Raw genomic sequence first — 26,527 nt, 5'->3', positions numbered from 1 at the left:
CGGGCGGGACGTTGACCGGCTCGCGTGCGTCGGCGGTCCGTCGCGCACGACACCGTCGAGTTCTACGGAGCCGAGCCGCCCGGGTGTCCCCCGTGCGCTGCCGGTTCCCCGCAGGAGAGGCAGTCGCCGACCATGAACGTCCGCCGCAGTGCCGCGGCTCTCGCCGCCGTTGGCGTGCTGGCCGCCGCCGCGCCCGCCACGGCCGCCGGCCAGTCCCCGTCGCCCTCTGCGAAGGTCGCGGTCCCGGCCGGGCTGTACGGCAAGTCCGACCCGACGTACGACGGCGTGTGGCGGCAGTCGCTGACCCTGACGGCCCAGCGCACCCTCGGCTACCGGCCCGCCACCAAGGCCGTCGACTGGCTGGCCGGGCAGCAGTGCGCCAACGGCGCGTTCGCCGCGTTCCGCGCCACCCCGGCCAAGGCGTGCGACGGCAAGGTCATGGTGGACACCAACAGCACGGCCGCCGCCGTCCAGGCCCTGCACGCGGTCGGCGGGCACGACGCGGAGGTCCGCAAGGCCCTGGTCTGGCTGACGACCGTACAGAACAAGGACGGCGGCTGGGGGTACGCGCCGGGCGGCGCGAGCGACACCAACTCCACCAGTGTCGTCGTCGGCGCGTTCGCCGCGGTCGGCCAGGACCCGGCGAAGGTGCACACCGGGAGCAGGACCCCCTACGACCTGCTGGCCGCCCTGTCCGTCCCCTGCGGCCAGGACGGCGGTGGCGCCCTCGCGTACCAGCCGGACAAGAAGGGCAAGTTGGCCGCCAACGCGGACGCGACGGCGGCCGGGGTGCTCGGCGCGCTCGGCAAGGGCTTCGTGGCCGGGCCCGGCAAGGCCCCCGCGAAGGACGGCTGCGCCGGGGCCGGGCACCTGTCCCCGGCACAGGTGGCGGACAACGCCGGCGCGTATCTCGCGGCGGCCGTCGCGAAGACCGGCCACCTCCGGTCCACCCTGCCCGGCGCCAAGGACCAGCCGGACTTCGGCAACACGGCGGACACGGTCGTCGCGCTCGCCGCCGACGGCCGGAGCGAGCAGGCGAAGAAGACGTACGACTGGCTGGAGAAGAACGCCGGTCCCTGGGCGGTGCAGAGCGGTCCTGCGGCGTACGCGCAGCTGATCCTCGCCGCGCACGCGGTCGGCGCGCAGCCGGGTGACTTCGGCGGCACCAGCCTGGTCCGGTCCCTCAACGAGCTGGGCCCGGCCCCGCGCATGGACTCCGCCGCGCACGGGACCGGGAAGTCCGAGAAGTCGGACAGCGGCTCGAACCTGGGCGTGTGGTGGTTCGTCGGTGTCTGCCTCGTCGCGGGCATCGGTGTCGGCTTCCTGCTCAGCGGCCGGAAGAAGCGACAGCCGTGACCGCGGTCCGCCGTGCCGCGAGCCTGCTGCTGGCCTCGCTCACCCTCCTGGCCGGGGCCGGCCCGGCGCACGCCACCGGCTACCGCTACTGGTCCTTCTGGGAGCGCACGGACGGGCACTGGACGTACGCCACGCAGGGCCCGTCGACCGCCCGTCCCGACGACGGCGCCGTGGAGGGCTTCCGCTTCGCGGTGAGCGAGGACTCCGCGGACGCGAGCAGGCCGCGCGGTGCGGCGGACTTCCGCACGGTCTGTGCGGGCACGCCCGCGAAACCCGGTACGAAGCGGGTGGCCCTCGTCCTCGACTTCGGCACCCCGGCGGACGCGCCGTCCGGGGAGACCCCGCCGGCCGGCCGTACGGCCTGTGCGAGGGTCACGGCCGACGCGACGAGTGCCGACGCCCTCGCGGCCGTCGCCCCGCCCCTGCGCTACGACACCAACGCCCTGCTGTGCGCGATCGCCGGGTACCCGAAGAAGGGGTGCGGGGAGCAGGTGTCGACGTCCACGGGTGGGAAGTCGCCGGAGAAGAGCGGCAACCCGGACAGTGGGCCTTCGCTGGGTCTGCCGGTCGGCGCGGGCGTCGTGGCCCTCCTGGCAGGCGCGGCGGTGTGGCGGTCCCGACGGCGACGCGATGACTCCGGCTGACCGTGGGCCGGTGGGAGAGCCCCGCGCCACTGCGGGGCGCTCCCGCACCACTGTTCACCCCGGTGCCTGGTGGCTCTGGGCGCTCTCGCTCGGCACGGCCGCCACCCGGACCAGCAACCCCCTCCTCCTCGCCCTCCTCATATCCGCGTCCGCGTACGTCGTGGCGACGCACCGCGCCGACACCCCCACCGCCCGCGCCTACCCGGCCTTCGCCAAGCTCGCCCTGGCCGTCCTCCTGGTCCGGCTGTTCTTCGCGGTGGCGCTCGGCTCGCCCGTCCCCGGCACCCACACCCTGCTCACCCTCCCCGAAGTCCCCCTCCCGCACTGGGCGCAGGGCATCCGCCTGGGCGGAAGGGTCACGGCCGAGGCGCTCGTGTTCGCCGTCTACGACGGCCTGAGGCTCGCCACGCTACTGATCTGCGTCGGCGCGGCCAACGCGCTCGCCGGTCCCAGCCGGCTCCTCAAGTCCCTGCCCGGCGCCCTGTACGAGACCGGCGTCGCCGTGGTCGTGGCCCTGACCTTCGCGCCGCATCTCATCGCCGACGTCCAGCGCCTGCGGGCCGCCCGCCGGCTGCGCGGCCGCCCGGACCGGGGCCTGCCCGGCCTGCTCCAGGTCGGGCTGCCGGTGCTGGAGGGCGCGTTGGAGCGTTCGGTCGCGCTCGCCGCCGCGATGGAGGCGCGCGGCTACGGCCGGAGCGCCGTCGTGCCCGCCCGGGTCCGCCGTACGACGGCCGCGCTCACCCTCGGCGGCCTGCTGGGTGTCTGCGCCGGCACCTACGGGCTGCTCACGGCGGAGGGCGGCAGCTACGGCGTCCCGCTCCTCCTCGCCGGGGTCGCCGCCGCGCTCGCGGGCCTGAGACTGGGCGGCCGGCGCTCCCTGCGCACCCGGTACCGCCCGGACCCGTGGGACGTGCGGGCCTGGCTGGTGACGGGCTCCGGCGCCGCGGTCGCCGCACTGCTCAGCCTGGCCTCCGCCCGCGACCCGGAGGCGCTGCACCCGGGTGTCGTGCCCCTCGTCACCCCCGCCCTCCCGCTGTGGCCCGCCGCGGCGGTCCTCCTCGCCCTCGTGCCCGCCTTCGCCGTCCCCAAGGAGCCGTCGTGATCCGCTTCGAGGATGTCAGCGTGACGTACGACGGTGCGGCCCGGCCCACCGTCCGGGGCGTCGACTTCGAGGTGCCGGAGGGTGAACTCGTGCTGCTCGTCGGCCCGTCCGGGGTCGGCAAGTCGACCGTGCTCGGCGCGGTGAGCGGGCTGGTGCCGCACTTCACCGGCGGCACCCTGAGCGGCCGGGTCACGGTGGCGGGCCGGGACACCCGTACCCACAAGCCGCGCGAACTGGCGGACGTGGTCGGCACGGTGGGCCAGGACCCGTCGGCCCACTTCGTCACGGACACGGTGGAGGACGAACTCGCCTACGGCATGGAGTCGTTGGGCCTCGCCCCGGAGGTCATGCGGCGCCGGGTCGAGGAGACCCTGGATGTGCTGGGCCTCGCCGCCCTGCGCGACCGCCCCGTCGCCACGCTGTCCGGCGGCCAGCGGCAGCGGGTCGCGATCGGCTCGGTCCTCACCCCGCACCCACAGGTGCTGATCCTGGACGAGCCGACCTCGGCGCTGGACCCGGCCGCGGCGGAGGAGGTCCTGGCGGTGCTCCAGCGTCTGGTGCACGACCTCGGCACGACGATCCTGATGGCCGAGCACCGCCTGGAACGCGTGATCCACTACGCCGACCGCGTCGTCCTGCTCCCGGCCTCCGGCGCGCCCCCGGTCGTCGGCACCCCGTCGGAGGTGATGACGGTCTCCCCCGTGTTCCCACCGGTGGTGGACCTGGGACGGCTGGCGGGCTGGTCGCCGCTTCCCCTGACGGTGCGGGACGCCCGCCGTCGCGCCGGTGACCTGAAGGACCGCCTGGCCGCCTCGGCGGCGGGAACCTCCGGTACGACGGCGGCCGCGGGCACGCCGGGGCCACTCGAGCGGTCCCCCGCGCCCGAGGCGGGTACCCGGCGCCGCTTCCCCTTCCGGCGCCGCAGCTCCCCCGTCGTCCCGCGACCGCACCCGCACATCGCCGAGGTGTCCGCCCTCGGCGTCCGCCGTGACCGCGTCACCGCCCTGCGCGGCGTCCACCTGACCCTGGCCCCCGGCGAAACCGTCGCCCTCATGGGCCGCAACGGCGCCGGGAAGTCCACCCTGCTCGGCTCCCTCGTCGGACTGGTGCCCCCCACCTCCGGAACCGTCACCGTCGGCGGAGTCACCCCCCACCGCACCACTCCCGGCGACCTCGTCCGCCGTGTCGGACTGGTCCCGCAGGAACCGCGGGACCTGCTCTACGCCGACACGGTCGCCGACGAGTGCGCGGCGGCCGACCGGGACGCCGGCGCCGAGCCGGGTACCTGCCGCGCGCTGGTGTCGGAGCTGTTGCCGGGGATCACCGACGACACCCATCCGCGCGATCTGTCGGAGGGGCAGTGCCTGGCGCTGGCCCTGGCCGTCGTGCTGACCGCCCGTCCGCCCCTGCTCCTGCTCGACGAGCCGACCCGCGGCCTGGACTACGCGGCCAAGGCCCGCCTGGTGACCGTGCTGCGCGGCCTCGCCGCCGAGGGGCACGCGATCGTGCTGGCCACGCACGACGTGGAGCTCGCGGCCGAGATCGCCCACCGGGTGGTGCTGCTCGCCGAGGGGGAGGTCATCGCCGACGGGCCCACGGCGCAGATCGTCGTCTCCTCGCCGTCCTTCGCCCCCCAGGTGACGAAGATCCTCGCCCCGCAGCCGTGGCTCACCGTCGCCGAAGTACGGGAGGCCCTGCGGACATGACCACGCCTGCACGTCTGCACGCCGTCCGCCTCGGCCCCCGCTCCCTCGCCGCGCTGGCACTCGTCAGCGCGGTCGGCGTGGTCGCCTTCGGCTGGCCCTTCCTCGCTCCGCCCACCTCCCGGCTGAGCGCCCACGCCCAGGACGCGCCCTGGCTCTTCGCCGGTCTGCTGGTACTGCTGGTCGCGGTCGTGGCGGCGACGATCTCCGAGTCGGACCTCGGGCCGAAGGCCGTGGCCATGCTGGGCGTGCTGGCCGCGACGGGGGCCGCGCTGCGGCCGATCGGCGCGGGCACGGCCGGGATCGAGCCGATGTTCTTCCTGATGGTGCTCAGCGGGCGGGTGCTGGGCCCCGGCTTCGGCTTCACGCTCGGCTCGGTGACGATGTTCGCGTCCGCGCTGCTCACGGGCGGGGTCGGGCCGTGGCTGCCGTTCCAGATGCTGTCGATGGGCTGGTTCACGATGGGCGCCGGGCTGCTGCCGGGCCCGGTCCGGCTGCGCGGCCGTGCCGAGCCGGTGCTCCTCGCGGCCTACGGCTTCCTCGCCTCCCTCGCCTACGGCACGGTCATGAACCTGGCCGGCTGGCCGTTCATGGGGGCCGCCGCCTCGAACATCTCCTTCGACGCGCATGCCTCCGTCCCCGCCAACCTGGCCCGTTTCACGGCCTACTGCCTGGCCACCTCGCTGGGCTGGGACCTGGGCCGGGCCCTGTGCACGGTGGTGCTGACCCTCGTTCTCGGCCCGGCCGTGCTGCGTGCCCTGCGCCGGGCCACGCGGAGGGCCGCTTTCGAGACCGCGGTCACATTCGACGAGCGCGGTCGGTGACGCGGTACATCCGGGGTGTGAGCAGGACGGTGAAGCACCCCACATGACGCACGTCACCTACGACCCGGGGCCGTACTACGGAATGTCCGATACGCCCCATTCGACACCCCTCCTGACCTGCGCTTTGCGAGCCACGTCACACAGGAGACGTTTCCCCTCCATCCGGCCACAACTAGTAAAAGGGGTCATTGCGGACGGCTTTCCGGGCTGCTTCTCTGGACGACGTCGCCAGGCGCCACCAGCCCGCACCGGGCCGAGGCGCCGACGCATGAGGCCACAGCGCGTGGCCCGTCCCATGCGGGCGGCTCCCTGTCCCCGACGCAAGAGGTACTCCGTGTCCGTCTCCTTCATCCGCCGCATCGCTTCCCCGAAGAAGGCCCTCACCGTCGCCGCCGTGGCCGCCGCCACCGCCGGTATGGCACTGTCCGCGGCGCCCGCCCAGGCCGCCCCGACCTCGGCCTCCTCCGCTCAGGCGATCGCGCACAAGATGATCCCGGACGCCGCGCAGTTCAACGCGTTCAACAAGATCGTCTCCCACGAGAGCGGTTGGAACCCGTCCGCCACCAACAGCTCCTCCGGCGCCTACGGCCTGGTCCAGGCGCTGCCGGGCTCCAAGATGTCCTCCGCCGGTTCCGACTGGAAGACCAACCCGGCCACCCAGATCAAGTGGGGCCTGGACTACATGAACTCGCGCTACGGCAGCCCCGCGAAGGCCTGGTCCTTCTGGCAGGCGAACGGCTGGTACTGAGCCGTCCGCAGCGCCCTCCGAAGCCGCTGAAGGCGGCGGCCCCCGATCCCCGGGCCGCCGCCTTCGGCGTTTTCACGTCCCGGCGTGGTCGACTGGGCCGGTGAGCGCGGCAGAAGAGGCATCGGCGGAGGAGCGGGACGACCCGGAGGCGCGCGGGCTGCGCCTGGTCGCCGTGCTCCTGCTCCTCACCGTGGTGAGCGGACTCATCGACGCGGTCAGCTATCTGGGGCTCGACCACGTCTTCACGGCCAACATGACCGGCAACGTGGTCGTCCTGGGCTTCGCCGCGGCCGGCGCGCCCGGCTTCTCCGTGCCGCACACGGCGACCTCGCTGGCGTGCTTCCTGCTGGGCGCGGTGACCGGCGGCCGGCTGGCGGCCCGCGTCGGCAAGGGGTCGCGCCGCACCTGGACCCGCCTCACCCTCGCCGCCGAAGCGGTCCTGGTGGCCCTGTCGGCGGCGGCCGCCTTCGTCTGGCCGCACGCCACCGGCACGGTCTACGCCCTGATCGCCCTCACGGGGTACGCGATGGGCCTGCGCAACGCGACCGTCCGCAAACTGGGCGTCGCCGACCTGACCACCACGGTCCTGACCATGACCCTGACCGGCCTGGCCTCCGAGTCCCGGCTCGGCGACGCCACCGGCCACCGCTCACCGCGCCGCACGGCCTCGGTGATCGCCATGTTCGCCGGTGCCTGCCTGGGCGCGTGGCTGGTCGTGCACCACGGCCTGGGCGTCCCCCTGTTGATCGCGGCGGCGGCGTCGAGCGTGCTGGCGGTGGTGGCGTCCGGCCGGGAGTGAGCCGGCCTCGGGGGAGGCAGGAACGGGGCGTCGGGGTAGGGGTGCTCCTGCCTCCCTCGGGGTGGGCCGACCCGCCCGGGTCAGCCTGTGGTGACCTGGAGTTCCTTGACGCCGTTGATCCACGCCGAGCGCAGCCGCCGGGGCTGGTCGGCCAGCCGCAGGCCGGGCATGGCGTCGGCGATGGCGTTGAAGATCAGGTCGATCTCCAGGACGGCCAGCGACTTGCCCAGGCAGAAGTGGGGGCCGCCACCACCGAAGCCGAGATGGGGGTTGGGGTCGCGGGTGATGTCGAAGGCGTCGGGGTCGGCGAAGACCTCGGGGTCGTGGTTGGCGGAGGCGTAGAACAGCCCGACCCGGTCGCCCTTCCTGATCTCGACCCCGCCCAGCTCGGTGTCCTGGGTGGCCGTCCGCTGGAAGGCGTTGACCGGGGTCGCCCAGCGCACGATCTCCTCGGCCGTCGTCCCCGGCCGCTCCCGCTTGAAGAGGTCCCACTGCCCGGGATGGGTCAGGAACGCGTGCATGCCGTGGGTGATGGCGTTGCGGGTGGTCTCGTTGCCGGCGACCGCCAGCATCAGCACGAAGAAGCCGAACTCGTCGGAGCTGAGGTTGCCCTCGTCCTCCGCCGCGACCAGCGTCGTCACGATGTCGTGCGCCGGGCACCGCTTGCGCTCCGCGGCCATGTTCATCGCGTAGGCGATGATCTCGGCGGCCGACTGGGCGCCGACCTCCTCGGTGATGGCGTACTCGGGGTCGTCGTAGGCGATCATCCGGTTGGACCAGTCGAAGATCTTGGACCGGTCCTCCTGGGGTACGCCGATCAGCTCGGCGATGGCCTGGAGCGGCAGTTCGCAGGCGACCTCGGTGACGAAGTCGAAGGGACCGGAGTGGGCGCGGGCACCCGCGACGATGCCCTGCGCACGCGCGCGCAGCCGTTCCTCCAGGGCGCGGATGGAACGTGGCGTGAAGCCCCGCTGCACGATCTGCCGCACCCGCGTATGTTCCGGAGGATCCATGTTGAGCAGGATCAGCCGCTGCGCGTCGATCGCGTCGCGCTCGATGTGCTCGTTGAAGCGGATGATCGCGGTGTTGACAGTGGAGGAGAAGAGTTCCGGGTGCGTGGAGACGTGCTTGACGTCCGCGTGCCGGGTCACGGCCCAGTAGCCGGAGTCGGCGAAGCCCGCCAGACCGTGCGGCTGCGCGATCCAGCGGACCGGCTCGGTGCGGCGCAGCTCGGCGAACTCGGGCAGGGGCACACGGTGGTGCAGCAGGTCGGGATCGGTGAGGTCGAACCCGTCGGGCAGCGCGGGGCAGTGCATCGGCGGCTCCCGTCGTTAAGTCCTGACGGCCCATCAGCGGGTGCCGTGAAGGTAGTAACGGGTTCTACAAGTAGCAAGAGGCACGGCGACTCCAATCCGTGCGGAATTCGTGCAGATCGAAACTCCGGCACCTGCAAGACACTTGCGGTGATGGACGTCACGTCAGCAGACTACTGGGCAGAACTAGAACGCGTACCAGTTCTGGAGGAGAGCCCTCTCGGAGAGGACCCGCACCCATGGCCGCCGAACCCGTGATCGTCGAAGCCGTACGCACCCCGATCGGCAAGCGCGGCGGCGCGCTCGCCAACCTGCACCCCGCCTATCTCCTGGGCGAGACCTACCGTGAACTCCTCGGCCGCACCGGCATCCCCGCCGACGCGGTCGAGCAGATCGTCGGCGGCACGGTCACCCACGCCGGCGAACAGTCCATGAACCCCGCGCGCACCGCCTGGCTGGCCATGGGTCTGCCCTACGAGACGGCCGCCACGACCGTCGACTGCCAGTGCGGCTCCTCCCAGCAGGCCTCGCACATGGTCGCCAACATGGTCGCCGGGGGCGTGATCGACGTCGGCATCAGCTGCGGTGTCGAGGCGATGTCCCGGGTCCCGCTGGGCTCCGGCTCCAAACACGGGCCCGGCAAACCGTTCCCCGACGAGTGGAACGTCGACCTGCCCAACCAGTTCGAGGCGGCCGAACGCATCGCCCGGCACCGGGGGCTGACGCGCGAGAACGTCGACGCGCTGGGCCTGCGGTCGCAGGAGCGGGCCGCCCTCGCCTGGGCGGAGGAACGTTTCAAGCGGGAGACGTTCGCCGTGCAGGTACCGACCACGGAGGAGGAGCAGTACGCCGGTCAGGGCATGTGGCGTCTGGTCGACAAGGACGAGGGGCTCAGGGACACGTCCCTGGAGGCGCTGGCCGGCCTGAAGCCGGTCATGCCGACGGCCGTCCACACGGCGGGCAACTCCTCGCAGATCTCGGACGGCGCGGCGGCGATCATGTGGGCCTCGAAGCGGATGGCCCGCGCCCTGAAGCTGAAGCCGAGGGCACGCATCGTCGCCCAGGCACTCGTCGGCGCCGACCCGCACTTCCACCTGGACGGCCCGATCGACGCGACCAGCGCGGTGCTGGGCAAGGCGGGCATGACCCTGAAGGACATCGACCTCGTCGAGATCAACGAGGCCTTCGCGTCAGTGGTGTTGAGCTGGGCCCAGGTCTTCGAACAGGACCTGGACAAGGTCAACGTCAACGGCGGTGCGATCGCCCTCGGTCACCCGGTCGGCGCGACGGGCGCCCGCCTGATCACCACCGCCCTGCACGAACTGGAGCGCACGGACAAGGAGTTCGCCCTCATCACCATGTGCGCGGGCGGCGGACTGGCCACCGGGACGATCATTCAGCGGCTGTAGCGGCCCAGTTCACGAACGTGGTGAACGTGGCGGGGCCGACCGTGAGGATCGGCCCCGCCGGGGCCTTGGAGTCGCGGAGGGCGACAGTGGCTTCCGCCAGTTCGGCGACCTCGACGCATTCGCCGCCCTGGTCCCCGCTGTACGACGATTTCCGCCAGGCAAGGCCGCCGAGGGGCGCGCACTCGACGCATTGGCCGCCCTGGTCCCCGCTGTAGCTGGACTTACGCCACTTGCTCCCCATAGCGGTCCTCCATCACCCGTCGGATCAGCCCCGCCGAGTCCTTGATCGAGAGCGCGGCGGCTCGTAGATGATCGTAACGGAGCGAGCAGTCCTTGACGGTGTCCGGATTGGCGGACGGATGCCCACTGCTGTAGCCCTCCGTATAGACAATGCTCGGGTCGTCGACGAATCGGAAGACGGTGAACGCGCCTTGCAGTCCCGGGTGCGCACCGATCGAGTAAGGCAGGATCTGCACGTTGACCCGGGGATCGTCGTCCTCGAAAGTCAGCAGGTGGGCCAGCTGCTCACGCATGACCTCATCGCCACCGATCTCCTGATGCAGCGCGGCCTCGCTGAGGACCATCCAGAAGACCGGCGACTCCTCCTTCTCGAAGATGCGCTGGCGAGCGAGCCGAACGGCCACGCGGTCCCCGAGTTTGTCCTGATCCAGCACTCCGAGCACCGCGCGTACATACGCCGGGGACTGAAGCAGACCGTGGATCACGTGGGTCTGGAACGTACAGATCTCCGTCGCCCGCACCTCCAGCTCAGCCACCTGCTGGAACCACGCCGGAAGTTGACTTCGCATCACCAGTGGATGGAGCCGCGTCAGTAACCCGCCCGTGCCCAGCGCCGCGTCCGTCCGCTGGCTGAAGTCCAGGGTCGGCAGCTTCCGCGCCGTCTCCACCTGGCCGACCATCGACCCCGTGTAGTTGATGACGTCCCCGAGCTGCCTCTGCGTGAGCCCGGCCGCCTCCCGGCACCGGCGCAGCTCGAAGCCGTAGTAGTCGAGCGGTGAGGCGCTCGGGTCGAGGGTGTTGATGTTCACCATGGCAAGTCCCCTCTCGGACCCGTTGTGTTCAACCCGTGGCCCACCGTAGTGACGCGAGGTCAGGCTCGTCCTGTGAACCTCGACATTCCCCACACCCCCCAGTACCGCATGAACCTCACCGTCGGCGAACACTCGGTCCGCCACATCCGCCGTGTCGTCCGCTCGCTGCTGCGCGAATGGCAGCTGGAGGAGCTGACGTTCGCCGTGGAGCTGGGCGTGAGCGAACTGGTCACCAACGTCGTACGGCATGTGCCGGACCGCCGCTGCACGATCCTGCTCGCGCGGCAGGCGGCGGGCGTACGAGCCGAGGTGACCGACGGCCACGCCCGTCTGCCGCTCCTGAAGGCCGACTTGGACCCGGACGCGGAAGGCGGACGCGGTCTCGCCCTGCTGGACGCCGTGGTCGACAAGTGGGGTGTGTCACCGAGCCCCGCCGGCGGCAAGACCGTCTGGTTCGAGTGTCACGACCTGCGGATCCAGACGACGATCCGCGCTCCCCGTACCGAGATCCGCTCCAGCACCCGGAAATAGGTGCGCAGCGTGTCCCGTTTGACCGCGGTGGCGACGACGGCCGGCAGGAGGACGGCGGGCCCCCGGCCGCCGTCCGGGGCCTTCGCCGGCGTCGTTGCGGAGTGCGGAGTGACGGTTGTCGAAGCGATGGTGTCCCCCTGGCGGATGTCTCACGCGAGCACTGCGCGATCGACTCCACCAGCGGAGACGTTGACGGCCGGCCCCCGAACGGAGCGCCTGTCAATGGGGGGCGTAGCTGCGGGCGTCCACACCCTCGGAGGCAGCGGAGGCGGCGCCGGAAGCAAAGGTGGCGCGCGGTCCCTGGAGCACGTACGACAGGCCGAAGCCCGCCGTCACCACCGCGGCGCCGCCGACGGCGTCGAGCACCCAGTGGTTGCCGGTGGCGATGATGGCCGAGACGGTGAAGAGGGGGTGCAGGAGGCCCAGGGCCTTCATCCACCACTTCGGGGCGATGACCGCGATGACCACTCCGCACCACAGGGCCCAGCCGAAGTGCAGTGACGGCATCGCCGCGTACTGGTTGGTGAGCGCGGTCAGGGTGCCGTAGTCCGGCTTGGAGAAGTCCTGGACGCCGTGGACGGTGTCGATCATGCCGAGGCCCGGCATCAGGCGTGGCGGGGCCAGCGGGAAGAGCCAGAAGCCGATCAGGGCGAGGAAGGTGGCGAAGCCGAGGGAGGCGCGGGCCCAGCGGTAGTCGACCGGGCGGCGCCAGTACAGGACGGCGAGGACCGTCAGCGGGACCACGAAGTGGAAGGACTCGTAGTAGAAGTCGAAGAAGTCCCGCAGCCAGCCGACCCCGGCGACGGCGTGGTTGGCCCAGTGCTCGATGTCGATGTGCAGGAACCGCTCGATGTCCAGCACGATGTGCCCGTGGTGCTCGGCCCGCGCCCGGCCGCCGGAGATGGTGCCGCCGGTCGCCGCGAGGCGGACCTGCTGGTAGGCGGCGTACACGACCCGGATCAGGAGCAGTTCCAGGAGGAGGTTCGGGCGGGTGAGGACGCGGCGCAGGACGGGCAGCAGCGGGACGCGCCGGAAGCGGGCCGGGACCGGCGGCGCGTACTGCGCGGGGGTCGGCCGCTGGTAGTAGGGGGAGGTCCGGGACAGGAAGGGGACGGCCGTGGCGGCGGCCAGCGCCGCGAGCAGGACGAGGTTGTCGCGCAGCGGGTACATCACCGCCATGTTCGGCAGCATCATCTTCGCCGGCAGGGTCGTGACCAGGATCATCGCGACCGGCCAGACGTACCGGTCGGAGGCCCGCCTGCCGACCCGGCCGACCAGCGCGAGCAGCACCCACAGCAGCTGGTACTGCCAGGCGGTGGGAGAGACGGCCACGACGGCACAGCCCGTGACGGCGACGGCGAGCAGCAGCTGGCCGTCGTGGGCGTAGTGGACGGCGCGGCGCAGGGCGAGGGCGGCGACGGCGGCGCTCAGCACCAGGAAGACCGCGATCTCCAGCGGGCCGGTCAGGCCCAGGCGGAGCAGGGCGCCGTGCAGGGACTGGTTGCCGAGGGCGTCGGCCTTGCCGCCGAGGCCCACCCCGGCCATGTGGTGCACCCAGTACGTGTACGAGTCGTGCGGCAGCGCCGCCCAGGCGAGCGCGGTGCAGGCCGCGAAGGTGCCGGCCGTGGTGGCGACGGCCCGGCGGCGGCCCGTGAACCACAGCAGCGGGGCGAACAGCAGCATGGTCGGCTGCAGAGCGGCGGCCAGGCCTATGCACAGGCCGCTCTCCCGCTCGCTGCGTACGGTGAAACAGCCGAGCAGGACGAACAGCACCGGGATGATGCTGGTCTGGCCCAGCCACAGGGCGTTGCGGACCGGCAGCGACAGCATGAGCAGGCTGATCGCGACCGGGGCCGCCAGCAGGGAGGTGCGGCGGCCGATCGGCTGGGGCAGGGCGCGGGCGACCACGAGACCGAGGACGACGACGAGCAGCAGCGTGCCGAAGGTCCAGCCCCAGCCGAGGGCGGCCTGCGCGGAGCGGGTGAGGGGCTTGAGGACCAGACCGCCGAAGGGGGTGCCGGTGAACCGGGTCGAGTCGTAGAGCGAACCCTTCACGTGCAGGACGCCGTGGGGGCCGACCCAGGTCTCCAGGTCGGTCAGCCGCTCGCCGCTCGGCGTGGTGAGGACGACGGTCAGCTGCCGTACGGCGAGGATCGCGGCCACCGCCCACAGGGCGAGCCGGGCGGCGAGCAGCCGTGCTTCCGGTGGTGCGCTGCCGAAGGTGTCCGCCGGTCGCCCGCTGTGTTCCACGTTCGCCACGCCTCGTCGGCCTCCCGCCCCGTTCGGTTCCGACGCCGGGCACGCCGGAATTGTGCTGAGAACCCTATGGGGCTCCCAGCCCCCCGGAGAAGGACGCGGGCAACCCCCGCTTCACCTGACGTCCTTCCTCCTTTTGTCCGGATGACGATAGTCGGCGGCGTATTCGGTTCCGGCCCCGGGGCGCGAGAAGGATCACAGCGGGCGCGTGGCACGGAGCGTCGCAGGTGGGCAGACGTGCCTGCATACGCGCCCTTTAGCTGCACACTGCAGCTAAGTGGATGCGTGCCGTAAGGGGCCGAAGTCCACCTATGGTCGATTTTCGGCCCGTTTCCCGGCAGCGCCGCCGCACGGACCGCGCCCCTGTCCCCGTCGAAAGGTAGGCGAGCCCCGTTTTGGCGACCGCCACAGCCCTCTCCCCGTCCCCGAAGACCCGGCGAGCCACCAAGGCCCGCGACGTCACCGTCACCGACCCCGCGCTCGTCAGGCGTGCCGTGAAGGCGGCCGCGCTCGGCAACGCGATGGAGTGGTTCGACTTCGGCGTCTACAGCTACATCGCGGTCACCCTGGGCAAGGTCTTCTTCCCCTCGGGCAACCCGACCGCGCAGCTGCTGTCGACCTTCGGCGCCTTCGCAGCGGCCTTCCTGGTCCGGCCGCTCGGTGGCATGGTCTTCGGCCCGCTGGGCGACCGGGTGGGCCGCCAGAAGGTCCTCGCCGTCACGATGATCATGATGGCGGCGGGCACCTTCGCGATCGGGCTGATCCCGTCGTACACGTCGATCGGCGTGGGCGCACCGCTGCTCCTGCTCGCCGCCCGGCTGGTGCAGGGCTTCTCCACCGGTGGCGAGTACGCGGGCGCGTCGACCTTCATCGCCGAGTACGCCCCCGACAAGAAGCGCGGCTTCTTCGGCAGCTGGCTGGAGTTCGGCACGCTGGCCGGATACATCGGCGGCGCCGGTCTGGTCACCCTGATGACCGCGCTGCTGTCCTCGCACGACCTGGTGTCGTGGGGCTGGCGCGTCCCGTTCCTGATCGCGGGCCCGATGGGCGTCATCGGCCTCTACCTGCGGATGCGCCTGGAGGAGACCCCGGCCTTCGCGGCCGAGGTGGAGAAGGCGGAGGCGGCCCGCCCGAAGGTGCCGCTGCGCGAGATGGTCGCGGGCCAGTGGAAGGCCCTGCTGCTGTGCATGGGCCTGGTGCTGGTCTTCAACGTCACCGACTACATGCTGCTGTCGTACATGCCGAGCTACCTCACGAGTGAGCTGAAGTACGACGAGACGCACGGGCTGCTGGTGGTGCTCGGCGTGATGGTCCTGATGATGATCGTCCAGCCGTTCGCCGGCGCGCTGACCGACCGGGTCGGACGGCGTCCGGTGATCGCGGCGGGCTGCGCGGGCTTCCTGTTCCTCTCGGTTCCCGCCCTGCTCCTGATCCGCCAGGGCAGCCTGCTCGCCGTCGCGCTGGGCATGGGCGCGCTGGGTCTGCTCCTGGTCTGCTTCACGGCGGCCATGCCGGCCGCGCTGCCCGCCCTGTTCCCGACGCGGGTGCGCTACGGGTCCCTGTCCATCGGGTTCAACGTGTCGGTGTCCCTGTTCGGCGGGACGACTCCGCTGGTCGTGACCGCGCTGATCGGGGCGACGGGGAACATGATGATGCCCGCGTACTACATGATGGCCGCGGCCGTCGTGGGCGGGTTCGCCGTGTGGCGGATGTCGGAGTCGGCCGGGCGGCCGCTGCCTGGTTCCGCCCCGGCGGTGGAGCAGCGGTAGGCGCCGCAGGGGTCGCTGTCGTGTCCCGGGCGCGGGTGCGCTGCGGCTGATCGCGCGGTTCCCCGCGCCCCCGGCAAGATGCGGTCGCCGCACGCCTGGAACGCGCCGCCGTCGCCCTGATCGCCGTACGCCGGTCCCGGCGGCCGGTGAATCCGTCGATGATCACGCCGTCGGCGCCCGTCGGCTGAGACGATGTCGGCGGGAAGGGCAGACACTCGGGAAAGGCAGCAGGACATGCGCGACTCCCAGCTCTGGGACGACGTCGACGACTACTTCACCAGCCGGCTCGCCACCGACGACGAGGTGCTGCGGGCGGCCCTGCGCGAGAACGACGCCGCCGGGCTGCCGCACATCGCCGTCACGGCGGCACAGGGCAAGTTCCTCCAGCTGCTCGCCCAGGTGCAGGGCGCCCGGCACATCCTGGAGATCGGCACGCTCGGCGGCTACAGCACGATCTGGCTGGCCCGGGCCCTGCCCGAGGACGGCAGACTCGTGTCGCTGGAGTACAACGCCAAGCACGCCGAGGTGGCCACCCGGAACCTCGCCCGGGCCGGCCTGGACCGGATCGCGGAGGTGCGGGTGGGCCCGGCCCTGGAGTCGCTGCCCAAGCTCGCCGACGAGAACCCGGCCCCGTTCGACCTGGTGTTCATCGACGCCGACAAGGCCAACAACGCGCACTACGTGGAGTGGGCGCTGCGGCTCACCCGCACCGGCAGCCTGATCGTCGTCGACAACGTGGTGCGCGGAGGCCGGGTCGTCGACGCGAGCAGCACCGAGCCCGACGTCGTGGGCACCCGCGCCGCGATCGAGCTGATCGCCACCCACCCCAGGCTGAGCGGTACGGCGATCCAGACGGTCGGCAGCAAGGGCTACGACGGTTTCGCGCTGGCCCGCGTGCTCGCCTGAGCCGCCGGGCCCCGGTGCTCCCGGGTGCTCAAACCTCGTGGTAGAAGCCGACGTTGACGCTGCGCGGTGCGGTGCGGTCCTGGACGACGATCTCACCGGACCCGCCGTGCGGCAGCCGTACCGTCGCGCCGTAGCCGAGGGGCTGTGCGTACTCCCCGACCACCAGCCGGACTTCGGACGACGGCTCGGTCTGTGAACCGCGCAGCCAGGACAACTGCCAGCCGCCGTCCGGGCCGCACAGGAACTCCAGGTGCACACGGGAGACGAACAGCCAGTCCTCCGGGGTGACCAGCCGGCACAGGGAGGCGTCCCGGCCGACCCGGAGCACGGCACCCGGCTCGCTCGGCGCGTCGGCCATCGTCATGCCGGCCGTGGCACCCGCGTCGGCCCCGGAGACGGTGGCCATGGTGAGTTCGAGCACGAGCGTTTCCCCCTCGACGTCCGTGACGTCCTTGTACGGCGGCCGGATTGGTGTACCGCCGCCGCATGATAAAACGCCCGGCCGGGCCGCGTCCGGCACAATGGGTTCATGACCGAGCGAAAGCCACCGGGTGTGCCGTTCGAGAGCTGGGTCGACAAGCAGATCCGCGACGCGCAGGGGCGCGGTGAGTTCGAGCGGCTGCCGGGGACGGGTGAGCCGCTGCCCACCGAGGTCGAGTCCACCTACGACGAACTGTGGTGGATCAAGCGGAAGATGGCGCGCGAGGGCCTGTCCGTGCTGCCTCCCGCCCTCGCCCTGCGCAAGGAGGCCGAGGACGCGCTCGTGGCGGCGTACGCGGCGCCGTCGGAGCGGATCGCGCGGAAGATCATCGAGGACGTCAACGTCAAGATCAAGGACATGATGTTCAAACCGCCGCCCGGGCCTCCGCTGGGCAGGAAGCCGTACGACGTCGAGGAGGTCGTGCGCGAGTGGCGGCAGCGCCGGGCTGCCGCCAAGGGCGGGTCAGAGGTGTAGCAGCCTCCCGGCCAGCTCCCGGTAGTCGCGCAGGGCCAGCCTGAGCTGCTCGGTGTCGGTCTCCGAGCCCGGGCCACGGTCCTCGGAGGCCTCCCAGGACCGACGCAGGGTACGCCGCCGCCGCTCCACGGCCTCCTCGAAGCGCCCCGCGATCTCCTCCAGCACGTGGTCGGCCCGCTCGACCGTCTCCCGGGGCTCGTCCACGAACCCGGCGGTCAGCTGCCGTATCCGCTGCTCCCAGAGATCCGTCTCGTCGTGCGCCAGCAGCGGCGCCCCGGCGGATGCGCCCTGCGTACGCCCTCCCGTGGTCGGCCAGGCATCCGACGCCGCCGACTCGGTCGTACGCGCCTCCCGCCCGCTCAGCTCGCCCGAGGACGGCACCCCCAGCCCGTCCTCCGGCATGTCCCCGCCCCGAGTCCGCGCCATCCCACTCCGCCCGGCCGTCTCACCGGACACCCGGCCCCCGCCCGTCATGCCCCTCTCGCCGGGCATCCGGCCCTCACCCGGCACGGCTCCCTCGCCGGGCATCCGGTCCTCGCCCGGGAGTCCGGTCCCGGTCGGTGTGCGGTCCGGGGGTGTCCGGGTCTCGTCCGGGCCACGGTCGTCGGCGGTCAGGCCCTCCCGTCCGGGGCCGGTCGAGCCGGGGAGGCGGGTGGGCGGTGGTGCGGGTTCGCCGGGGAGGTGTTCCTCCGGCAGGGGGGCGCGGCCCGGTGCCGCATCCTCCGGGGCCCGGTCCGCGTCCGGTGGGCGGCTGGTGCGGCGCTCACTGTCCGACATGATGGTCAACTCCCTTTGAACGCGGAGGCCGCCCGGTGGCGGCCCGGCTGCCCGGCGGCGTGGGCCAGGTCGTCGAAGAGGGCGCGCGCGCCGATCAGCGCCGCGCGCATCTCCTCGGTCCCGGAGCCGGTCTCGGTCAGCGCGTCGCCCGCCCCCACGCGGGCCACCCGGTGCACCTGCCGGTAGCCGTCGACGTGGTCGGCGTGGTGCACCGACAGCGCGGACAGCTGGTCCTCGTAGTGCCCGCCGTCCGGGTAGCCACGCGCGACGGCGAGCTCCGCGAGCAGCCGGTCGGCCTCGGCCACCGCCTGCCGCGGCGAGTCGACGAAGTGTTCCTGCACGGCCGTCCAACGGGCCTCGTACTGTTCCCGCCCCGCCGCGTCCAGTGGCCGCTCCCGCAGCTCACCGTGGCGTTCCACGCGCTCGGCCAGCTCCCGTTCGGCGGCCTTGGTGTCCCCGTCGTGCAGGGCCACGGCCCGCTCGTACTCGGGCCCGAAGCGCCGCTTCAGCCCGGGTCCGCCGCGCCGTCCGCGGCCGCGCAGGATCAGGGCGGTGGCCGCGCAGACGACCACGACCGCCACCACCACGATCAACACGATCATGCCTGTGGACATGGTTGCCTTCCGGTTGCCTTCCGGTCGGGCCGGCCCCACTGGCCGGCTTTCCTACCGGGTGACCCGGAAGGAAGGCCGCAAACGGTGGCCGGACGCCTCCTGAACAATGGCCGGCATGACATGGACGATCGCCCCGGAACCGTACGACTCCCCGGTCGCCGCCGCGCTGTGGCGGGCGTACTACATGGAGGTCAGCGACCGCTGGTACCTGCTGCACGAGGGCCGCCGTACCGAGCCCGACGAGCTGGAGCGGGAGATCGCCGCCGTGAGCGGGGCCGAACTCGCGCCTCCGGGCGGGCAACTGCTCGTCGGGCGCTACGCGGGCGATCCGGCCGGATGCGCGGGGGTACGGCTGCTGGAGCCGGACACGGCGGAACTGACCCGGGTGTTCGTGCACGAGCGTGTTCGCGGCACGGGCGGCGCCCCCTTGCTGGTGGCCGCCGCCGAGGACGCCGCCCGCGCCCTCGGCGCGCGCCGGCTGGTCCTGGACACCCGCAGCGACCTGGTCGAGGCCCGCGCCCTGTACGCCCGCCTCGGCTACACGGAGACCGCCCCGCACAACGACTTGGTCTACGCCGAGCACTGGTTCCGCAAGGACCTGACCCTCAACTGACCTCGGCCTCGGCCGCGTTGTGCGGCCGCTCGGCGTCGGTTCCGCACAGCTCGCCCGTGAGGTCGCGGACGAGCTGGGTCAGGTCGGTGGAGCGGCCGGGCCCCCACCAGTCGCCGAGGAGTTCGGCGAGGGATTCCTCCCGGGCCTTGGCGAGGTGCTCGGCGACCGCGCGGCCGGCCTCGGTCAGGTACAGGTCCAGGCCCCGGCGTTCGGCGAGGTGCCGTTCCTCGACCTGACGGGCGGCGGCGAGGACGACGTCGAGCGGGACGGGGCTGCGCTCGGCGAGCCGGCCCGGCTCGACCGAACCGTACTTGCGGATGCGCAGCAGCACCCAGCTGGCGGCGGGCAGCAGGTCGTACCCGGCCCGTTCGGTGATCTTCTGGTAGACCGCGCGGCGGCCCTCACGGGTGCCGAGCAGGGACAGGGCCCGGCACACCTCCTCGTACGAGGACCGCTCGACCGGGTTGGGCGGGATGGTCTCGGAGGCGTCCGGCGCGGTCACCGAGCCGCGCAGCCGGTCCTCCTTCAGGAACCAGGCCAGCAGGAAGCCGAGGAGCGCGACGGGGGCGGCGTAGAGGAAGACGTCGGTGATGGCGGAGGCGTACGCGTGCAGGGCCGCCGGGCGCAGGGCGGGCGGCAGCGCGGCGATGCCGCGCGGGTCGGACTTGAGCGCGTCGGCGTTGACGCCGGGTGGCAGATGGGCGCCCCGGAAGGCGGCGGCGAGCTTGTCGCCGAGGCGGCTCGCGAAGACCGTGCCGAAGATCGCCACGCCGAAGGAGGCGCCGATGGAGCGGAAGAAGGTCACACCGGACGTGGCGACGCCCAGGTCCTCGTACGACACCGCGTTCTGCACGATGAGGATGAGCACCTGCATGACCAGGCCCAGTCCGAGGCCGAACACGAAGAAGTAGGCGCTCATCTCGGCGGTCGGGCTGTGCTCGTCGAGCTGGTGCAGCAGAAGCAGGCCGATCGCGGTGACGGCGGTGCCGGTGACCGGGAAGACCTTCCAGCGGCCGGTGCGGCTGACGATCTGCCCGGAGATCGTGGACGACAGCAGCAGGCCGACGACCATGGGCAGCATGTGCACGCCGGACAGGGTGGGCGAGATGCCGTGCACGACCTGCAGGAAGGTCGGCAGGTAGGTCATCGCGCCGAACATGGCGAAGCCGACGATGAAGCTGATCACGGCGGCGAGGGTGAAGGTGCGGATGGTGAACAGCTTCAGCGGCAGCACCGGTTCGGCGGCCCGGCGCTCGACGGCCACGAACGCCACGGCCAGCAGGACGCCCAGCACGGCCAGCCCGATGATCTGCGCCGAGCCCCAGGCCCAGGTGGTCCCGCCGAGGGAGGCGACGAGCACCAGGCAGGTGGCGACGGCCGCGATCAGGACCGTACCCAGGTAGTCGATGACGTGGTGGGCGGTGTGGCGCGGGATGCGCAGGGCGGTGGCGATCACGGCGAGCGCGACGACGCCGACGGGCAGATTGACGTAGAACACCCAGCGCCAGCTCAGTTGCTCGGTGAACACCCCGCCGAGCAGCGGCCCGAGCACACTGGTCGCCCCGAAGACGGCCCCGAACAACCCCTGGTAGCGCCCGCGTTCGCGCGGCGGCACGATGTCTCCGACGATGGCCATGGACAGCACCATCAGCCCGCCGCCGCCCAGGCCCTGCAGCGCGCGGAACGCGATCAGCTGGGGCATGTTCTGCGCCATGCCGCACAGGGCCGAGCCGACGAGGAAGATGACGATGGCGGCCTGGAACAGCCGCTTCCGTCCGTACTGGTCACCGAGTTTGCCCCACAGCGGGGTCGCGGCGGTCGAGGCGAGCAGATAGGCCGTGACCACCCAGGACAGGTGCTCCAGACCGCCGAGGTCGCTCACGATCGTCGGCAGCGCGGTCGACACGATCGTCTGGTCGAGCGCGGCGAGCAGCAGGCCCAGGAGCAGGGCGCCGATCGAGACGAAGACGTTGCCGGTGACGTGCTCGGCGGCCTGGGCCCCCTTCTCCGTGCCGTGTGTGTCCAGGGCCATGGAGACCTCCTGGGGCTCGGGTGCACCTCTTCCATCGTGGTCGGTGTCACCGTTTATGGCCTGTTGAGTCCCGCGTTTCCGACGACGGATGCGGAGAAGTTGCGCATAGGCTCTGGAGTTCGTGAGGGGAGGGGCGAACACATGACTGATTCCGAGGGCCACGCCTGCCCGGAGTGCGGCGCACCGAGGGGTCCGGACCGCAGCCCGTCCTGCGACTGCACGGAACGCACCGCCGAGGCCCTGCGCGAGACCCGCTCGGCCGAGGCGGCAGCGGCGGAGGACTTCGATCCGCTGCGCATACGTCCGTACGTGCACGTCGACACCGCTCGCTCCGTCCCCTCGGCAGGCTTACCGTCCGGCACGGACACACCCCCGCCGCCGCCCGCACCCGCGGCGCCGGCCGACGCGGAGACGCGACCCCTGCCCGCCGTGCGGTCGGCGGCGGGGGCGAGCGCGGTGGAGTCCGTGGACGGGGACCGTCGGCGGTCACGTCGTACCGTCCTGCTGTCGGTCGCCGGCGCCGGCGTGGCCGTCGTGGCGGTCGCCGGGTTCGCGAGCGGGCTGTTCTCGTACCAGACGCCGTCCCGGGACGGGGCCGCCGCCCAGGAGGTCAGGGAGAGCGTCCCGGACGTGACCGCACCCGGCTCGACGTCACCGGTGACGGCCTCCGCGTCCACCACGGCCCGCCCACCCGTGCCGTCGCCCTCCGCGCCGGTGAACCACCCGAGCCCGTCGGCCACACCGTCCACGTCGCCGACGCCGAGCACGTCCGCCGAAACGTCCCGCCCGGCCTCCCCCACCCCCTCCGCGACGACGTCCGCGACCGCGCGGACCACGCCCGCCGTCGCCCCGGTGCTGCGACGCGGCGACCAGGGCCCGGAGGTGACCGAACTCCAGCAGCGGCTGCGGCAGTTGAACCTCTACGGCGACCGCGTCGACGGCGTCTTCACCGGCCCGGTGGAGGACGCCGTGCGCAACTACCAGCTGGCCCGCGGCATCCTGGGCGACACCCTCGGGGTCTACGGCCCGGCGACGCGGAAGAGCCTGGAGTCGGAGACGCGGGAGCCGTGACGGCAAGCCGGAGTCCCAGCGAAGCCCTCCGGCGGGGTCGAAGGGACGGAGCCCCTGGGGGACGGGGAGGGCAGGGGAGGCCAGGGGCGGCAGGGTCGAACCACCCACGGCAGCGCCACGCCCCGGTAACCGGCCCGGACCACCACGTCAGCCCGGGGCTGGGAGCCGAGGCGGTGCCGGCTTGAGGTCCGGGAGCCGAGGCCGTGCCGGGCCGATGCCTCGAAAAGCCGACGTCACGTCAGCCGATGTGCAGCCGAATCGTCCCGTCACCCGCCGCCTCGACCCGCACCCGCGTGAGGTCGGGCACGGTCACGTCGGGCGCGTGCGCACCGGCCCGCGGCCCGACGCCCACCACGGTCATCCCCGCGGAGCGCCCCGCCGCGATCCCGGCCCCGGAGTCCTCGAAGACCACGCAGTCGGCCGGTTCCACACCCAGCTCGGCGGCACCCTTCAGAAAGCCCTCGGGGTCGGGCTTGCTCGCGCCGACCGACTCGGCGGTGACGCGGACCGCGGGCAGCGGCAGCCCGGCGGCGTTCATGCGCGCGGTGGACAGCGGCACGTCGGCGGAGGTCACCAGCGCGTGCGGCAGCCCACGCAGGGAGGCGAGGAAGGCGCTCGCGCCGGGGATCTCGACCACGCCGTCGGTGTCGGCGGTCTCCTCGGCGAGCATCCGGGCGTTGTCGGCGAGGTTCTGCTCCACGGGCCGGCCGGGCAGCAGTACGGCCATGGAGGCGTGCCCCTGCCGGCCGTGGACGACCTTCATCACCTCGTCGCCGTCCAGCCCGTGCCGCCCTGCCCAGCGGCGCCAGATGCGCTCGACGACGGCGTCCGAGTTGACGAGGGTGCCGTCCATGTCGAGCAGAAGGGCGCGGGCGGTGAGGACGGTGGGCGTGACGGTGGCCGTCATCGGCAGCTCCAGGAACGGAAAGGCCCCGCCGGCAAGACCCTGGCGGGGAGGGACAAGCGGCCCCGCCCGCCGGTCAGGGAAAACGGGCGGGAGCCACTTTGTTCCTCCACGGTACAAAACCTGGCGCGGTCCCGCCACCGCCTCCCGAAAGGGTTCACCGACCGTTCAGCTCGGCCGGTCCCGGGGGCCACGGCTCAGCCCGCCACCGCCTCGTACAGGCTCCACGCCCCGAGGGCGAGCATCAGCAGCGCCGCGATCTGCGTGATCAGCCGCAGCGGCACCCGCGCCATCAGGGCCTTTCCGCCCACGATGCCGAGTCCGGCGACGGCCCACAGGCCGAGCACCGCACCGAGGCCGACGGAGATCGGGTCGTTGTAGCGGGCGGCGAGGTTGGCGGTCATGATCTGGGTGAGATCGCCGAACTCGGCGACGAGGATCAGCGTGAAGCCCGTACCGGCGACCTTCCAGAAGGACTGGTCCGCGGGCTTCCTGATCTCCTCCTCGTCCTCGCCCTTGTGCAGCAGCAGCATCGCGGCACCGCCGAGGAAGAGGACACCCGTGACGGCGTGCACGATCCGCTGGGGCGCCAGGGTCAGCACGCTCCCGGCCGCGACGGCCAGCACGACGTGCAGCAGGAAGGCGGCGGCGACGCCCGCGAAGACGTAACTCGCGCGATAGCGGGTGCCGAGGACGAGGCCGGCGAGTGCGGTCTTGTCCGGCAGTTCGGCGAGGAAGATGACGCCGAAGACGAGCGCCGTCACGGTGATGCTGATCAAGGTCCCTCAATCGGTCGGGGCTGCCCCACCGAGAGTGCGGTACATCACGCGATGACACCTCGGCATGGCAGCACACTCGGCGCCCGCGTCGTGGGACACGGGCGTGCACTGCTTGCCGAAGGTCTCGCTGGCGGTCTCCGGGATGACTCGAAGGTCCGCCTCCGGGCGCCGGCTCAGGCTGGCTGAGCAGTATGTCGACGGTCCGGCGAAGAGCTACTCCCCTTCTGCGCTCCCCATCGTAAGGGATGTGAAGGTTCGGCCGTGAACCCGTCGCACACCTTGTCGTGACATGAACGCGTCACTATTTTCTTACCGAGCGCTCACCCTACGGCAACACGGTCTCGCGAGCATTCCCTCGCCCGTGCCCAACACCCCCACCCCACAAGGGAGTTCACGCATGCCCAGGTTCTACGCGCGTCGACGGACGAGCATACTCGCCGCTCTCACCGGTCTCATGACTTCCGCCGCCCTGTTCAACTCCCCCAGCGCCTCGGCCGCCCTCCCCACGCCGGTCAGCGCCGCGACCGCCCGCAGTTACCTCTCCCAGCTGACCGTGGCCACCGAGAACCGCACCGGCTACCAGCGCTCCCTCTTCCCGACCTGGATCACGATCTCCGGCACCTGCAACACCCGGGAGTGGATCCTCAAGCGCGACGGTTCGAACGTCGTCACCGACTCCGCCTGCACGGCGACCAGCGGCAGCTGGTACTCCCCGTACGACGGCGCGACCTGGACCTCCCCGTCCGACGTCGACATCGACCACCTCGTCCCGCTGGCCGAGGCCTGGGACTCCGGCGCGAGCAAGTGGACCACCGCCCAGCGGCAGGCCTTCGCCAACGACGTCACACGGCCGCAGCTCCTCGCCGTGACCGACAACGTGAACCAGGCCAAGGGCGACCAGGACCCGGCGACCTGGGTCCCGTCCCGGTCCGCCTACGTCTGCACCTACGTCCGCGCCTGGGTGCAGGTGAAGTACTACTACGACCTCTCGGTCGACTCGGGCGAGAAGTCCGCCCTGACGAACTACCTCTCCAGCTGCTGACCGAGCCCACCGCCTCCCGGTCACGCCCCACCCGTGACCGGGGACGGGACCACTTCCGGGCCGACGGGTCCGAGCCGGACGGCCCGCTCCCCCGCGCACCGAGCGGGCCGATCCGGCGGGTGCCCCGCTCGTCGGCAGACCGAGCCGACCGTTTCGGTCGCGTCCCGGCCGGCCGAACCGACGGTGGGCTGCGTGCCGACCGAGCAGACCCCGGCCACTTCCCGGCCGGCCGGGCCCGTCCGGCGAGCCCCCAGCCGACCGAGCCGACGCAAGGGGCCGCACACCGCTGACCGGGCCCACCCGGTGAGCGCCTTCGGCCGGTCGAGCCGGGCTGGTGGGCCGTCGGGTTGTGGCCGGGTGGGCGCGGCGGGGCGCGCAGGGGGCGGAGCCCCTGGTGGGGTCGGTGCCCGGGCCGGGTCTCAGGATGCCGGGCGGCGGCGCACGAGGTACCCCGCTGCGGCGCCCGCGGCGAAGAGGGCCGCGAACGACACGGCCGTGGCGACCCAGGTCGCGCCGAGCCACTGGGCGCCGTAGTAGCCGAGGGCGACGCTGTACGCGGCCCAGGACAGGCCGGCCAGGGCGGACCAGGGGACGAAGTCGCGGGCGCGGCGGTGCGCGGCGCCCGCGCAGAAGGAGACGACCGAGCGGCCGGCGGGGGCGAAGCGGGCGAGCACGACCAGCGCGCCGCCACCCCGGGCCAGCGCATCGCCGAGACGTTCCTGCGCGGTGGTCAGCCGCCGGGAGCGCGCTATCGCCCGGTCCAGCCGCTCACCGCCCCGCCAGGCCAGGCGGTAGGCCACCAGATCGCCGAGCACCGACGCGGTGGCCGCGGAGAGGACCAGGGCCAGCAGGTCCGGCACGGCGTGTGCGACCCGGCCGGCCGCCGCGCCCGTCCCGGCCGCGGCCGCCGTACCCGCCGTGATCACGAGCACCCCGCTCGGCAGCACCGGTACGAACACGTCGAGCAGAACGGATACGACCACCGCGGCATAGATCCACGGCCCGGCGGCCAGTGACCCCACGCTCTCGAGCACGACGACTCCCCTTGTTCCCCCGTTGACAGACAGCCATACAGCGTACGCCGGGGGTGTGACAACAGGGTCGAGGGGGGCTTGAGAGGCCCATGCGCCCTCACGGGCCCCGGGGGCGCGTCTTCACCCGATCAGCCGCGTCCCGGCGGCACAGCCGTTCCCGGCCCCTTGGAATGAGAGGGGCCTGTCCACGGGATCAGGCAGACATCCGACGAGACGGCGCACGAGCGCAGAAAAAGGTGGACATCATGGTGGCAGCCGTATACGCGGGGGCCCTCGCCGCAGCCCTGTTGGCCA

At 72.5% G+C, this 26,527-nt stretch carries 26 protein-coding genes; 15 read left to right on the top strand and 11 right to left on the bottom strand.

The features are described from left to right. Positions 1–132: 132 nt before the first annotated feature. The 7 genes from AB0D93_RS33895 (at position 133) to AB0D93_RS33865 (ending at position 7,176) form a co-directional block, all read left to right on the top strand. Entirely contained in the window at positions 133–1,356 is a 1,224-nt protein-coding gene (locus AB0D93_RS33895; RefSeq protein WP_362127924.1) for a prenyltransferase/squalene oxidase repeat-containing protein, read from the top strand. Then, positions 1,353–2,000 (top strand): SCO2322 family protein, encoded by a 648-nt coding sequence (locus AB0D93_RS33890; protein ID WP_362127921.1) that lies wholly within the window; start codon positions 1,353–1,355, stop codon positions 1,998–2,000. The genes AB0D93_RS33895 and AB0D93_RS33890 overlap by 4 nt, the downstream gene beginning before the upstream one ends. Continuing rightward, on the top strand, positions 1,987–3,102 hold the full coding sequence (locus tag AB0D93_RS33885; protein ID WP_362127918.1) for a CbiQ family ECF transporter T component: 1,116 nt from the start codon (positions 1,987–1,989) through the stop codon (positions 3,100–3,102). The genes AB0D93_RS33890 and AB0D93_RS33885 overlap by 14 nt, the downstream gene beginning before the upstream one ends. Next, positions 3,099–4,808, top strand: a complete 1,710-nt coding sequence (locus AB0D93_RS33880; RefSeq protein ID WP_362127915.1) for an ATP-binding cassette domain-containing protein — start codon at positions 3,099–3,101, stop codon at positions 4,806–4,808. Before AB0D93_RS33885 ends, AB0D93_RS33880 begins: the two co-directional genes overlap by 4 nt. Continuing rightward, entirely contained in the window at positions 4,805–5,629 is an 825-nt protein-coding gene (locus tag AB0D93_RS33875; RefSeq protein WP_362127912.1) for an ECF transporter S component, read from the top strand. Before AB0D93_RS33880 ends, AB0D93_RS33875 begins: the two co-directional genes overlap by 4 nt. Positions 5,630–5,963: 334 nt before the next feature. Then, a complete protein-coding gene (locus AB0D93_RS33870; RefSeq protein ID WP_362127909.1) occupies positions 5,964–6,377 on the top strand; it encodes a transglycosylase SLT domain-containing protein in 414 nt (137 codons plus the stop codon). 100 nt (positions 6,378–6,477) lie between these two features. Then, the gene (locus AB0D93_RS33865) at positions 6,478–7,176 is read left to right on the top strand and encodes a YoaK family protein (RefSeq protein WP_362127906.1); all 699 of its coding nucleotides are present in this window, start codon (positions 6,478–6,480) and stop codon (positions 7,174–7,176) included. 80 nt (positions 7,177–7,256) lie between these two features. On the opposite strand, the gene AB0D93_RS33860 is transcribed toward AB0D93_RS33865, so the two are convergent. Then, positions 7,257–8,492 (bottom strand): cytochrome P450, encoded by a 1,236-nt coding sequence (locus AB0D93_RS33860; RefSeq protein WP_362127904.1) that lies wholly within the window; start codon positions 8,490–8,492, stop codon positions 7,257–7,259. 236 nt (positions 8,493–8,728) lie between these two features. On the opposite strand from AB0D93_RS33860, the gene AB0D93_RS33855 reads away from it, so the two are divergent. Further along, positions 8,729–9,898, top strand: coding sequence for a steroid 3-ketoacyl-CoA thiolase (locus AB0D93_RS33855; protein WP_362127900.1), 1,170 nt, complete (start codon positions 8,729–8,731; stop codon positions 9,896–9,898). Here the strand turns inward: AB0D93_RS33855 and AB0D93_RS33850 are convergent. Beyond that, positions 9,882–10,139 (bottom strand): DUF397 domain-containing protein, encoded by a 258-nt coding sequence (locus tag AB0D93_RS33850; protein WP_362127896.1) that lies wholly within the window; start codon positions 10,137–10,139, stop codon positions 9,882–9,884. The two genes, AB0D93_RS33855 and AB0D93_RS33850, sit on opposite strands and share 17 nt — an antisense overlap. After that, positions 10,120–10,950, bottom strand: a complete 831-nt coding sequence (locus AB0D93_RS33845; RefSeq protein WP_362127893.1) for a helix-turn-helix transcriptional regulator — start codon at positions 10,948–10,950, stop codon at positions 10,120–10,122. The genes AB0D93_RS33850 and AB0D93_RS33845 overlap by 20 nt, the downstream gene beginning before the upstream one ends. A gap of 108 nt (positions 10,951–11,058) precedes the next feature. Between AB0D93_RS33845 and AB0D93_RS33840 the strand changes: the two genes are divergently transcribed. Then, complete coding sequence (locus tag AB0D93_RS33840; protein ID WP_362128112.1) at positions 11,059–11,481, top strand: ATP-binding protein; 423 nt, start codon at positions 11,059–11,061, stop codon at positions 11,479–11,481. 219 nt (positions 11,482–11,700) lie between these two features. Here the strand turns inward: AB0D93_RS33840 and AB0D93_RS33835 are convergent, their stop codons facing one another. Next, positions 11,701–13,740, bottom strand: a complete 2,040-nt coding sequence (locus AB0D93_RS33835) for a bifunctional glycosyltransferase 87/phosphatase PAP2 family protein (protein WP_362127889.1) — start codon at positions 13,738–13,740, stop codon at positions 11,701–11,703. A gap of 392 nt (positions 13,741–14,132) precedes the next feature. On the opposite strand from AB0D93_RS33835, the gene proP reads away from it, so the two are divergent. Together proP and AB0D93_RS33825 are read left to right on the top strand one after the other, a co-directional pair. Beyond that, complete coding sequence (proP, locus tag AB0D93_RS33830; RefSeq protein WP_362127886.1) at positions 14,133–15,506, top strand: glycine betaine/L-proline transporter ProP; 1,374 nt, start codon at positions 14,133–14,135, stop codon at positions 15,504–15,506. Positions 15,507–15,740: 234 nt separating this feature from the next. Further along, on the top strand, positions 15,741–16,412 hold the full coding sequence (locus AB0D93_RS33825; RefSeq protein ID WP_362127883.1) for an O-methyltransferase: 672 nt from the start codon (positions 15,741–15,743) through the stop codon (positions 16,410–16,412). 28 nt (positions 16,413–16,440) lie between these two features. Here AB0D93_RS33825 and AB0D93_RS33820 read toward each other — a convergent pair whose 3' ends face one another. Continuing rightward, positions 16,441–16,833, bottom strand: a complete 393-nt coding sequence (locus tag AB0D93_RS33820; protein WP_362127880.1) for a hypothetical protein — start codon at positions 16,831–16,833, stop codon at positions 16,441–16,443. A gap of 108 nt (positions 16,834–16,941) precedes the next feature. Between AB0D93_RS33820 and AB0D93_RS33815 the strand changes: the two genes are divergently transcribed. Further along, a complete protein-coding gene (locus tag AB0D93_RS33815) occupies positions 16,942–17,367 on the top strand; it encodes a DUF1992 domain-containing protein (protein WP_362127877.1) in 426 nt (141 codons plus the stop codon). Here AB0D93_RS33815 and AB0D93_RS33810 read toward each other — a convergent pair. Both AB0D93_RS33810 and AB0D93_RS33805 read right to left on the bottom strand, forming a co-directional pair. Further along, the gene (locus AB0D93_RS33810; RefSeq protein WP_362127874.1) at positions 17,356–18,144 is read right to left on the bottom strand and encodes a hypothetical protein; all 789 of its coding nucleotides are present in this window, start codon (positions 18,142–18,144) and stop codon (positions 17,356–17,358) included. The genes AB0D93_RS33815 and AB0D93_RS33810 overlap by 12 nt on opposite strands. Positions 18,145–18,149: 5 nt before the next feature. Then, entirely contained in the window at positions 18,150–18,758 is a 609-nt protein-coding gene (locus AB0D93_RS33805) for a hypothetical protein (protein WP_362127871.1), read from the bottom strand. A gap of 115 nt (positions 18,759–18,873) precedes the next feature. On the opposite strand from AB0D93_RS33805, the gene AB0D93_RS33800 reads away from it, so the two are divergent. Further along, entirely contained in the window at positions 18,874–19,371 is a 498-nt protein-coding gene (locus tag AB0D93_RS33800; protein WP_362127868.1) for a GNAT family N-acetyltransferase, read from the top strand. Here the strand turns inward: AB0D93_RS33800 and AB0D93_RS33795 are convergent. Then, positions 19,364–21,403: an MFS transporter gene (locus tag AB0D93_RS33795; protein ID WP_362127865.1), complete on the bottom strand. Its 2,040-nt coding sequence runs from the start codon at positions 21,401–21,403 to the stop codon at positions 19,364–19,366. The two genes, AB0D93_RS33800 and AB0D93_RS33795, sit on opposite strands and share 8 nt — an antisense overlap. Before the next feature lie 141 nt (positions 21,404–21,544). Between AB0D93_RS33795 and AB0D93_RS33790 the strand changes: the two genes are divergently transcribed. Further along, positions 21,545–22,474, top strand: coding sequence for a peptidoglycan-binding domain-containing protein (locus AB0D93_RS33790; RefSeq protein ID WP_362127862.1), 930 nt, complete (start codon positions 21,545–21,547; stop codon positions 22,472–22,474). 238 nt (positions 22,475–22,712) lie between these two features. Here AB0D93_RS33790 and AB0D93_RS33785 read toward each other — a convergent pair whose 3' ends face one another. Together AB0D93_RS33785 and AB0D93_RS33780 are read right to left on the bottom strand one after the other, a co-directional pair. Beyond that, on the bottom strand, positions 22,713–23,381 hold the full coding sequence (locus tag AB0D93_RS33785) for an HAD family hydrolase (protein ID WP_362127859.1): 669 nt from the start codon (positions 23,379–23,381) through the stop codon (positions 22,713–22,715). A 194-nt stretch (positions 23,382–23,575) separates the two neighbouring features. Continuing rightward, positions 23,576–24,157: a TMEM165/GDT1 family protein gene (locus AB0D93_RS33780; RefSeq protein WP_362127856.1), complete on the bottom strand. Its 582-nt coding sequence runs from the start codon at positions 24,155–24,157 to the stop codon at positions 23,576–23,578. Positions 24,158–24,554: 397 nt separating this feature from the next. Between AB0D93_RS33780 and AB0D93_RS33775 the strand changes: the two genes are divergently transcribed. Then, positions 24,555–25,199, top strand: a complete 645-nt coding sequence (locus AB0D93_RS33775) for an HNH endonuclease family protein (RefSeq protein WP_362127853.1) — start codon at positions 24,555–24,557, stop codon at positions 25,197–25,199. A gap of 419 nt (positions 25,200–25,618) precedes the next feature. Here the strand turns inward: AB0D93_RS33775 and AB0D93_RS33770 are convergent, their stop codons facing one another. Then, complete coding sequence (locus AB0D93_RS33770) at positions 25,619–26,233, bottom strand: VTT domain-containing protein (protein WP_362127850.1); 615 nt, start codon at positions 26,231–26,233, stop codon at positions 25,619–25,621. Positions 26,234–26,527 lie beyond the last annotated feature (294 nt).

It is taken from the genome of Streptomyces sp. NPDC048191, assembly GCF_040652655.1.
Lineage (GTDB): Bacteria > Actinomycetota > Actinomycetes > Streptomycetales > Streptomycetaceae > Streptomyces.
This window is presented reverse-complemented; position numbering and strand designations above follow the sequence as displayed.

Bases quoted from the DNA above. Each gene is read 5' to 3' on its own strand.
- AB0D93_RS33885 (WP_362127918.1), top strand. From the start codon at position 1,987: ATGACTCCGGCTGACCGTGGGCCGGTGGGAGAGCCCCGCGCCACTGCG.
- AB0D93_RS33805 (WP_362127871.1), bottom strand. From the start codon at position 18,758: ATGTCCACAGGCATGATCGTGTTGATCGTGGTGGTGGCGGTCGTGGTC.
- AB0D93_RS33785 (WP_362127859.1), bottom strand. From the start codon at position 23,381: ATGACGGCCACCGTCACGCCCACCGTCCTCACCGCCCGCGCCCTTCTG.
- AB0D93_RS33845 (WP_362127893.1), bottom strand. From the start codon at position 10,950: ATGGTGAACATCAACACCCTCGACCCGAGCGCCTCACCGCTCGACTAC.
- AB0D93_RS33795 (WP_362127865.1), bottom strand. From the start codon at position 21,403: ATGGCCCTGGACACACACGGCACGGAGAAGGGGGCCCAGGCCGCCGAG.
- AB0D93_RS33800 (WP_362127868.1), top strand. From the start codon at position 18,874: ATGACATGGACGATCGCCCCGGAACCGTACGACTCCCCGGTCGCCGCC.
- AB0D93_RS33775 (WP_362127853.1), top strand. From the start codon at position 24,555: ATGCCCAGGTTCTACGCGCGTCGACGGACGAGCATACTCGCCGCTCTC.
- AB0D93_RS33810 (WP_362127874.1), bottom strand. From the start codon at position 18,144: ATGTCGGACAGTGAGCGCCGCACCAGCCGCCCACCGGACGCGGACCGG.
- AB0D93_RS33855 (WP_362127900.1), top strand. From the start codon at position 8,729: ATGGCCGCCGAACCCGTGATCGTCGAAGCCGTACGCACCCCGATCGGC.
- AB0D93_RS33860 (WP_362127904.1), bottom strand. From the start codon at position 8,492: ATGCACTGCCCCGCGCTGCCCGACGGGTTCGACCTCACCGATCCCGAC.
- AB0D93_RS33895 (WP_362127924.1), top strand. From the start codon at position 133: ATGAACGTCCGCCGCAGTGCCGCGGCTCTCGCCGCCGTTGGCGTGCTG.
- AB0D93_RS33840 (WP_362128112.1), top strand. From the start codon at position 11,059: ATGAACCTCACCGTCGGCGAACACTCGGTCCGCCACATCCGCCGTGTC.
- AB0D93_RS33875 (WP_362127912.1), top strand. From the start codon at position 4,805: ATGACCACGCCTGCACGTCTGCACGCCGTCCGCCTCGGCCCCCGCTCC.
- AB0D93_RS33825 (WP_362127883.1), top strand. From the start codon at position 15,741: ATGCGCGACTCCCAGCTCTGGGACGACGTCGACGACTACTTCACCAGC.
- AB0D93_RS33790 (WP_362127862.1), top strand. From the start codon at position 21,545: ATGACTGATTCCGAGGGCCACGCCTGCCCGGAGTGCGGCGCACCGAGG.
- AB0D93_RS33850 (WP_362127896.1), bottom strand. From the start codon at position 10,139: ATGGGGAGCAAGTGGCGTAAGTCCAGCTACAGCGGGGACCAGGGCGGC.
- AB0D93_RS33815 (WP_362127877.1), top strand. From the start codon at position 16,942: ATGACCGAGCGAAAGCCACCGGGTGTGCCGTTCGAGAGCTGGGTCGAC.